This is a genomic window from Nocardiopsis lucentensis DSM 44048, from assembly GCF_000341125.1.
Classification (GTDB): domain Bacteria; phylum Actinomycetota; class Actinomycetes; order Streptosporangiales; family Streptosporangiaceae; genus Nocardiopsis; species Nocardiopsis lucentensis.
The window spans coordinates 13,881-22,352 of record NZ_ANBC01000168.1 but is presented as its reverse complement, the minus strand read 5'-3'; the positions used below and the strand labels follow the sequence as shown (position 1 = coordinate 22,352).

Here is an 8,472-nt window from a genome sequence, read left to right as displayed (position 1 = left end):
GAGCCGGATGCTGTACCGGCCCCGCCGCTGCCCGGCTTCCTCCGTGAACACGGCGATGCCGGTGTGCCTGGACCCGGGGTCGATGCCGATCTCGACGCCGTCGATCCGGGAGTCGGCGGCGACGCGGTCCTTGAGCCGGATGGTGAAGGGGGTGCGCCGGTGGACGACCGCTCGGCCTTTCGCCAGGAGCTTGCGCGCCCGTGCGGGCGGGCAGGGCTGCAACGGTGTTCCGTGTTCGTCCAGGACGAACACGAAAGGGTGGGGGGTATGGGCCTCACGGCCCCGCTCCCCGGCCCCGGAGGGCGCGGGGGTGACGCCGGAACCGCCGGGTGGGGCGGTACCGGTCTCCCCTCGACCATGTTCCGCACCGGGTACCACCGGATGGTGGTCTCCGCGCCCCGTTTCGTTCCCGATCCGGGGGGTGTCTGCTGGCGCGGATTCCAGAGCGGGCCGCTGGGGAAGCACGGCCCGGTGGGTCTTCCGTCCTGCGCGGAACGTGGCCATCGAGGTCACCTCCTCATGGGTGATGGCCGGGTCTGGTAACGGCGGCCCTCAACCACGCGGGTGGAGAGCCCGGCCCTTCAGGACCGGGACCCCGTTACGACACTCATAATGCCTCTCTTTGAGCTCATGAAGACCAGCATTGCGTGACTGTCCGTAGCGGGGCGGGAATCACGAAATTCGTGAATAAGTGGCCCTCCTCTTCGCCTCCGGCTGCCGGTCCGCAACCGAATCGCCTGTCCGCTACCCCAACGCCGCCGCCGCGGCCCGTCCCGCCGTGCGGCCGGAGAAGAGGCACCCGCCCAGGAAGGTGCCCTCCAGCGCCCGGTAGCCGTGCACGCCGCCCCCGCCGAACCCGGCGACCTCGCCCGCCGCGTACAGCCCCGGGAGCGGGGCGCCGTCGGCCCCCAGCACCCGGGAGTCCAGATCCGTGTGCAGTCCGCCCAGCGTCTTGCGGGTGAGGATGTGCAGCCGCACCGCGATCAGCGGGCCCGCCTTGGGGTCCAGGATCTGGTGCGGCGCGGCCACCCGGGCCACCTTGTCGCCCTTGTACTGACGGGCGCCGTGGATGGTCATCACCTGCAGGTCCTTGGTGAAGGGGTTGACCATCTCCCGGTCGCGGGCGACCACCTCGCGGGTGACGGTCTCGGCGTCGAGCACCCCGTCTCCGGCCAGGTCGCGCATCTTCCCGATGAGCTCCGGCAGCCGGTCGGCCACCACGAAGTCCGCGCCGTGCCGCTTGAACGCCTCCACCGGCCCCGGAGCCCCGGGCAGCACCCGCTGGAGCACGAGCTTGAGGCTCTTGCCGGTCAGGTCCGGGTTCTGCTCCGAGCCCGACAGCCCGAACTCCTTCTCGATGATCTTCTGCGACAGCACGAACCACGTGTACTCGTGGCCGGTGCGCATGATGTGGTCCAGGGTGCCCAGGGTGTCGAACCCGGGGAAGCACGGCGCGGGCATCCTCCTGCCGGTCGCGTCCAGCCACAGCGACGACGGCCCCGGCAGGATCCGGATCCCGTGCCGCGCCCAGATCGGGTCCCAGTTCTGGATGCCCTCGGTGTAGTGCCACATCCGGTCGGGGTTGATGATCCGCCCGCCCGCCCGTTCGGTGATGGCGAGCATGCGCCCGTCCACGTGTTCGGGGACCCCGGAGAGCATGTGCTCGGGCGGGGTGCCCAGCCGCTCGGGCCAGTTCTCGCGCACCAGGTCGTGGTTGGCGCCGATCCCGCCGGAGGTGACGATCACCGCCTGCGCGCCCAGCTCGAACCCGCCGACCACGTCCCGGTTGCTGGCCTCCCCGCGCGGGGTGTCGCTGGGCGCCAGGACCGCGCCGCGCACCCCCGTGACGGTCCCGTCCGCGACCGTCAGGTCGTCCACCCGGTGGCGGAAGCGCAACGAGACCAGGCCGCGCTCGACGGCCGCGCGCACCCTGCGCTCGAAGGGCGCCACGACCCCCGGCCCCGTGCCCCACGTGATGTGGAAACGGGGCACCGAGTTGCCGTGCCCCCCGGCCAGGTGGCCGCCGCGTTCGGCCCACCCGACCAGCGGGAAGATCCGCAGCCCCTGCGCGTGCAGCCACGCCCGCTTCTCCCCGGCGGCGAAGTCCACGTAGGCCTCCGCCCACCGGCGCGGCCACTCGTCCTCGGGGCGGTCGAAGGCGGCCGTGCCCATCCAGTCCTGGAGGGCCAGCTCCCTGGAGTCGCGGATCCCCATGCGGCGCTGTTCGGGGGAGTCCACGAAGAACAGCCCGCCGAACGACCAGTGCGCCTGCCCGCCCAGGGACGCCTCGGGTTCCTGGTCGAGCAGGACCACCCGCTTACCGGCGTCGGCCAGTTCGGCGGTCGCGACCAGCCCGGCCAGTCCCGCTCCGACCACGATCACGTCGGCCTGCTCGGCTGCACTGCTCATCCGGACACTTCCCCTCGACGGTCGGGCGCGATGACGACGACTGTGCCCAGGGGAGCCCGCCATGACAAGGGAGGTGTGTGTCCCGCGCCACAGGGTTTGTCAGGGTGTGACAAGGAGTCGGGTTCGTGGCACTATGTCCGGATTCACTCGGGTGGTCCATTCTCGCTGGTCATCCGGGTCACGTCCCCCAGTCGAGAGAATCCCCCGTGTACTTCCATCCCCCGACCTTCGAGCCCGGTCCGGTCGCCACGGCGATCGGCCTCGCGCTGATCGCGTGTCTGATCGCCCAGCCCCTCGTCTTCCGCCCCCTGTTCCGTGCGGCTCGGCGGTCCGCTCCCGCGGACGGCTCCTCACCCCTGGTCCGCCTGTACCGGGCCACCGTGTGGTGGTACCTGGGGGAGATGTTCGTGGGCATGGTGTTCGTCGGGACCGCCTCGGCGGTGACCCCGGCCGACATCGGACTGTCGCTGCCCGCCTTCCACGGGTTCGCCGACCGACCGGGCCTCCTGGCCGTCGTCCTGTGCGGGGCCGCCTTCCTGGCTCTGCGCCTCTTCCCGATGGCCCTTCAGGCCTGGGTTCTGTGGCGGTACACGGGCTGGACCCTTCGCGGTGAGGCCCAGGCCGGGCTTCCGCGCGCGACGGTCGCCCTCCTACCGGAGGACGCCGCGGAGCGAAGGGCCGCCGTGCTGTCCTCCCTGACCTGGCTCCTGGGTTGGACGGTCAGCGTCCACTGGGTCGTCATCCCCCTCCTCGCCAGCGGCTTCGGGCTCTCGGCCTGGAACACGTTCGTCACCGTCTGCCTGCTGACCCTGTGGGGTGCGTCCAACGCGGGATGGCGGGGCGCCGCGACCACGGCCTTCGTGGGAGCGACCGCCACGGGGTGGTACCTGTTCGTCTTCGTCGGGTCCCTGCTCACCCCGCTCCTGGTGTGGGGCCTGTACGTCGCGGTGCTGCTCGCGGCCCTGCCCTACCGGGGGCCCGACGCCGCCCCCGAGCCCGTCCCGGACGAACCGGTCATGACGTGGCGACTCGACGACGGCGACGCAACCCCGAAGGCACGCACCTGAGGGTCTACGCGCCGAACCGCACCAGCGACCTGCCGCCCCTGCCCTGACGCATCCGCTCGAAGGCCCCGGGCACTCCGGACAGCGGGATCTCGTCGGTGACCATCGAGGCCAGGTCCAGCTCGCCCGAGCGCACCAGGTCGGCGAGCACGGGGATGTCACGGGCCGGGTCGCTGGATCCGTACACACACCCGCGCAGCGTCCTGGCCTGGTGGAACAGCTCCAGGGCGTTGAACGACACCTCGTCGTCCAGCGCCCCGACCCCCACGACGGTGACGGTTCCGCCGCGTCGCGTCGCGTTCCACGCCGAGCGCACCACCTTCGCCGAGCCGACCACCTCGAAGGCGTGGTCCGCGCCCCGCCTCCCGGTCAGTCCGCGTACGGCCTTGGTCAGGGAGTCGTCGGCCACCAGGAAGTCGGTCGCGCCCAGGGCGCGGGCCAGCTCCTCCTTGGCGGGGGAGGCGTCCACCGCGATCAACGGGTCGGCCCCCGCCAGACGGGCGGCCTGCAGGACCGACAGCCCCACGCCGCCCAACCCCAGGACCACCGCCGACTGTCCCTCGCGCACCCGCGCCGAGTTGGCCACCGCGCCCCACCCGGTGAGTACCGCGCAGCCGAGGACGGCGGCGACCGCGGGGTCGATCCCGTCGGGCAGCGGCACCACGGCGTCCGCGGGGACCACGGTGGCCTCCGCGAAGGCCCCCGTGCCCAGTCCGGGGTAGACCGGGGTGCCGTCGGTGAGCTCGGCGTAGGGCCGTCCGGCCCGGTCCAGGGCGTGCTCGCACAGGTGCGGCTCGCCCTGCCCGCAGAACCAGCACTCCCGGCACGGCGGCGCCCAGTTGAGGATCACCTGCTGCCCCGGCGTCACCCCGGTCACCCCCTCGCCGAGCGCCTCGACGGTGCCCGCGCCCTCGTGGCCGAGCACGGCGGGCCAGGGCTGGGGCAGGGTGCCGTTGGCCAGGGACAGGTCGGAGTGGCACACCCCGGCCGCGGCGACGCGCACCCGGACCTCCCCCGGGCCGGGATCGGGCAGGACCAGGTCGCGGATGCTCGGCGGGGCTCCGGTCTCGGTGAAGACGGCGGCCTTGACGGTCGTACTCATGGGAGGGCTCTCCAATCACGGACTGCCGCGACAGTAGCAATACCGTCTGGTCGGTCGGTAGAGGGGGTCTGGCGGGCGCGTCGCCGCCGCGGGGCGTCGCGGTCCGCGTCTCCTTCTGGTGGGGAGTTTATGGAAGTGCCTATATTGGGCTTCCCCGCCGCCGGGTATCTCCCCTTCGTTCACCCGACCAGGGTCGGGACAGGCGGCACCGAGGCTGCGCGGCCACCGGTGCGCGACACAGGGAGGTTCCATGGCGCGACCGGTCGGATCGTCGGTTCGGCGGCACTACCTGATGTGCCGTCCCACGTACTTCGCCGTCGAGTACGCGATCAACCCCTGGATGGACCCCGCGGCGGGGGTCGACCGAGAGCGCGCGATCCGCCAGTGGGAGGCACTGCGCGACCTTTACCTGGATCTGGGGCACCGGGTCAGCGAGATCGTGCCCATCGAGGGGCTGCCCGACATGGTCTTCGCGGCCAACGGCGCCCTGGTCGTGGACGGACGGGTGTACGGAGCGCGGTTCGCCAGCGCCGAACGCACCCCGGAGGGGCCCGCCTACCTCGACTGGTTCCGCGCCGCGGGCTACACCGAGACGAGCGAGCCCAAACACGTCAACGAGGGCGAGGGCGACTTCATCACCCTGGACGGCGTGGTCCTGGCCGCCACGGGCTTTCGCACCGAGGCCGCCGCCCACGTGGAGGCCGAGCGCTTCCTGGGCCGACCCGTCGTCACACTGCAACTGGTCGATCCCCGCTTCTACCATCTGGACACCGCGCTGTTCGCGCTCTCCGGGGAGCAGATCGCCTACTATCCCGGCGCCTTCTCCGCGGGTAGCCAGCGGGTCCTGCGCTCCCTCTACCCCGACGCCCTCATCGCCACCGAGGAGGACGCCGCGGTGCTCGGCCTCAACTCCGTGTGCTCCGGCGGCGACGTGGTCATCGCGGCCGAGGCGACCGCGCTCGCCGACCGGCTCCGCGCCATCGGCTACACCGTGCACCCCGTCGAACTCGACGAGCTGCGCAAGGCCGGGGGCGGCGCCAAATGCTGCACCCTGGAGTTGCGCGACGCGCGAGCGTGACCGAAGTGGGCGGCGTGGCGGCTCGTGTCCGGCGCACACACGTGCGGATTCCGGTCGTTCAAACCTCCACCGATGTGGGAAATGCCACTCTGTGTCAGAGTGGACTTACCGGTAGTCACAGGTCAGCGTCCGTGTCCGAGATCGTGGGGTCACGACGGTCGAGCCGCGGCTTCCCCAGGGCCCCTGACCCAGGCGGTCCGGACCAATAGGGTCGAAAACGTGAAGACCAAACAGCGCCGACTTCCGCGTCGTGTCCGGGAACAGCAGATGATCGACGCCGCCGTCACCGCGTTCTCCCGAGGCGACTACCACACGGTACGCGTCGAGGAGATCGCGGAGGCGGCCGGTACCTCCAAACCCACCGTGTACCACTACCTGGGGTCCAAGGAAGGGATCTTCACCGCCTGCGTGCGCCGCGAGGCCGACCGCCTCGTCGCGGCCATCCGCGCCGCCGTCCGCGACCCCCAATCCCCCATCGGAGCCGACCCCCTGCGGCGGGGACTCCACGCCTTCTTCACCTTCGTCACCGACAACCGCGACAGCTGGACCGTCCTGTACCGGCGGACCTCCTCCCAGGCCGGACCCTTCGCGGGCGAGGTCTCCCGGGCCCGGGACCGCGTGCTGGCCGAGGTCGTCGCCCTCGTCACGGCCTGCACCGGCGCCGACGCACCCGACGGCGCCGGGTGCCTCCTCGACCCCAAGGACGCCCAGCTCCTGGCACGCGTGGCGGTCAGCACCGCCGACGCCTGCGCCGACTGGCTCCTGGAGCACCCGGAGGAGACCCCCGACGCCCTGGCCGGGCACGTCAGCGAGCTCACCAGGTCACACCTGCGCCCCCGACACGCGGCGACCGCCCACTGACACCGGCCGAGATCAACCCAGCGAACTCATCACGTGCTTGACCCGGGTGTAGTCCTCCAGGCTGTAGGCGGACAGGTCCTTGCCGTAACCCGAGTGCTTGAACCCGCCGTGTGGCATCTCCGACGTGAGCTCACCGTGCCCGTTGATCCACACGGCGCCGAAGTCCAGGTCCGCGCTGACCCGCAGGGCGCGGGCGTGGTCGGCGGTCCACACCGAGGACGCCAACCCCTGGTCGACACCGTTGGCCAGCGCCACGGCCTCGTCCTCGTCGGCGAACCGCTGCACGGTGACCACGGGACCGAAGATCTCCTCACGGACGATCTCGTCCTCGGCGCGCAGGCCCGACACGACCGTGGGGGCCAGGAAGAACCCGGCCGCACCCACACGGTGGCCGCCGGTCTCCACGACCGCGTGCTCGGGCAGGCGCTCCAGCAGCCCCGTCACCCGGGCGAACTGGTCGGCGTTGTTGAGCGGGCCGAAGTCGCCGGCCTCGGTCGAGGGCTTACCGGTGACCAGCGTGGCGGCCTGGGCCGACAGCTCGGCCACGAACGCGTCGTGGACGCGTTCGTGCACGATCACGCGGGTCGCGGCGGTGCAGTCCTGCCCCGCGTTGAGGTAGGCGCCCGCGACCACTCCGGAGGCGGTCTCGGCCAGGTCGACGTCGTCGAAGACCAGCACCGGCGCGTTGCCGCCGAGTTCAAGGTGCAGGAGCTTGAGGTCGTCGGAGGCCGTGCGCGCCACCTGTGTCCCGGCGCGGGTGGAACCGGTGACCGAGACCAGACGCGCGGCCGGGTGCTCGACCAGCGCCCGGCCCGTGTCGCGGTCGCCCACGACCGTGTTCACCACGCCCGCGGGAAGCACCTCGGCGGCGATCTCGGCGAGCATGACCGTGGTGGTCGGGGTGGTCTCGGCGGGCTTGAGCACCACCGTGTTCCCGGCGGCCAGGGCCGGACCGATCTTCCAGACCGCCATCATCAGCGGGTAGTTCCACGGGGTGATGCCCACGCACACGCCCACCGGCTCGCGGCGGATCCACGAGGTGCGTCCCCCGACGTACTCGGCCGCGGCCCGGCCCTCCAGGTGGCGGGCGGACCCGGCGAAGAAGCGCAGCGTGTCCACGCAGAACGGGATCTCCTCCTCCAGCATGGAGGAACGGGGCTTGCCGGTCTCACGGCACTCGGCGTCGGCGAACTCCTCGGCGCGGGCGGCCAGGGCGTCGGCGATGGCCAGGAGGGCGTCCTGGCGGCGGCCCGGGCCGGCCTCCTTGCGCCAGGACCGGAACGCCGTGAGCGAGGAGGCCATGGCGGACTCCACCTCGGCGGTCCCACAGACCCCGGCCCGGCCGCTGACGCGGCCGGTCACCGGGTCGACCAGGTCCAGCGCCCGGCCGTCGGCGGGCAGGACGGGCTCGCCGTCGATGAGGCTGGGCAGCGTGTCGAACTCGTGGATGCGCATGGCGTCCTTCGTCTTTCCTTGTTCGGTGGTGTGCGAATGAGTTGCGTGGGTCGGCGCGCCGTCGGGCGCGCCCGCTGCGTCGTCGCTTCCGGCTGAGGGGACCCTCGCGGACCCTTCGAGCCGACCACCGCGGTTCGGGTGAGAACGTGACGGCGACGGGTTCGGTGACACGGTCACAGGTGGGTGGGCGCGAACAGCTCCAGGACCATGGGCAGCACGACCACGGCCGGGCCGGGCCGGGCCGGGCCAGGGCGGCGGACAGGTCCGCGCGCAGCCGCTCCGGGGCGGTGACCGTGGCCGGGACGCCGAACGCCGCGGCCAGGGCGGCGAAGTCCGGGCGGGCCAGTTCGGTGTGCGTGGCCTCGCCGAACGCGTCCTCCATGTACTCGCGCAGCACGCCGTAGCCTCCGTCGTCGACGATCAGCCACGTCACGTCCAGGTCGTGCTGGCGCGCCGCGGCCAGCTCCGCGACCGAGTACATCGCGCCGCCGTCGCCGGAGACC

7 protein-coding genes and 1 pseudogene (1 of these 8 cut by a window edge) are annotated in these 8,472 nt (G+C 72.2%); 3 read left to right on the top strand and 5 right to left on the bottom strand.

Going from position 1 to position 8,472, the window contains the following annotated elements; translation table 11 throughout:
• Together D471_RS0105610 and D471_RS0105600 are read right to left on the bottom strand one after the other, a co-directional pair.
• Positions 1-252: RRXRR domain-containing protein (locus tag D471_RS0105610; RefSeq protein ID WP_026127443.1), on the bottom strand; the 252-nt coding region annotated here is incomplete at its 3' end.
• A gap of 492 nt (positions 253-744) precedes the next feature.
• Positions 745-2,409 (bottom strand): FAD-binding dehydrogenase, encoded by a 1,665-nt coding sequence (locus tag D471_RS0105600; protein ID WP_017597721.1) that lies wholly within the window; start codon positions 2,407-2,409, stop codon positions 745-747.
• 206 nt (positions 2,410-2,615) lie between these two features.
• On the opposite strand from D471_RS0105600, the gene D471_RS37530 reads away from it, so the two are divergent.
• Positions 2,616-3,476 carry a hypothetical protein gene (locus tag D471_RS37530; protein ID WP_017597720.1) on the top strand — a complete coding sequence of 287 codons (861 nt, stop codon included), beginning with the start codon at positions 2,616-2,618 and terminating at the stop codon, positions 3,474-3,476.
• A 4-nt stretch (positions 3,477-3,480) separates the two neighbouring features.
• On the opposite strand, the gene D471_RS0105590 is transcribed toward D471_RS37530, so the two are convergent.
• Positions 3,481-4,575 (bottom strand): alcohol dehydrogenase catalytic domain-containing protein, encoded by a 1,095-nt coding sequence (locus tag D471_RS0105590; RefSeq protein WP_017597719.1) that lies wholly within the window; start codon positions 4,573-4,575, stop codon positions 3,481-3,483.
• A gap of 250 nt (positions 4,576-4,825) precedes the next feature.
• Here D471_RS0105590 and ddaH point away from each other — a divergent pair, with 250 nt between their 5' ends.
• Both ddaH and D471_RS0105580 read left to right on the top strand, forming a co-directional pair.
• Complete coding sequence (gene ddaH, locus D471_RS0105585; protein WP_017597718.1) at positions 4,826-5,653, top strand: dimethylargininase; 828 nt, start codon at positions 4,826-4,828, stop codon at positions 5,651-5,653.
• A gap of 219 nt (positions 5,654-5,872) precedes the next feature.
• A complete protein-coding gene (locus tag D471_RS0105580) occupies positions 5,873-6,514 on the top strand; it encodes a TetR/AcrR family transcriptional regulator (RefSeq protein ID WP_083924120.1) in 642 nt (213 codons plus the stop codon).
• 12 nt (positions 6,515-6,526) lie between these two features.
• Here D471_RS0105580 and D471_RS0105575 read toward each other — a convergent pair whose 3' ends face one another.
• Together D471_RS0105575 and D471_RS33160 are read right to left on the bottom strand one after the other, a co-directional pair.
• On the bottom strand, positions 6,527-7,969 hold the full coding sequence (locus D471_RS0105575) for an aminobutyraldehyde dehydrogenase (RefSeq protein WP_026127442.1): 1,443 nt from the start codon (positions 7,967-7,969) through the stop codon (positions 6,527-6,529).
• 289 nt (positions 7,970-8,258) lie between these two features.
• A pseudogene (locus D471_RS33160) lies at positions 8,259-8,472 on the bottom strand (thiamine pyrophosphate-binding protein); its annotated part runs 1,277 nt beyond the window's last position; the annotation flags it as partial.

Coding starts and splice junctions, on each gene's coding strand:
- D471_RS0105600 (WP_017597721.1), bottom strand. CDS start 2,409: ATGAGCAGTGCAGCCGAGCAGGCCGACGTGATCGTGGTCGGAGCGGGA.
- D471_RS0105575 (WP_026127442.1), bottom strand. CDS start 7,969: ATGCGCATCCACGAGTTCGACACGCTGCCCAGCCTCATCGACGGCGAG.
- ddaH (WP_017597718.1), top strand. CDS start 4,826: ATGGCGCGACCGGTCGGATCGTCGGTTCGGCGGCACTACCTGATGTGC.
- D471_RS0105590 (WP_017597719.1), bottom strand. CDS start 4,575: ATGAGTACGACCGTCAAGGCCGCCGTCTTCACCGAGACCGGAGCCCCG.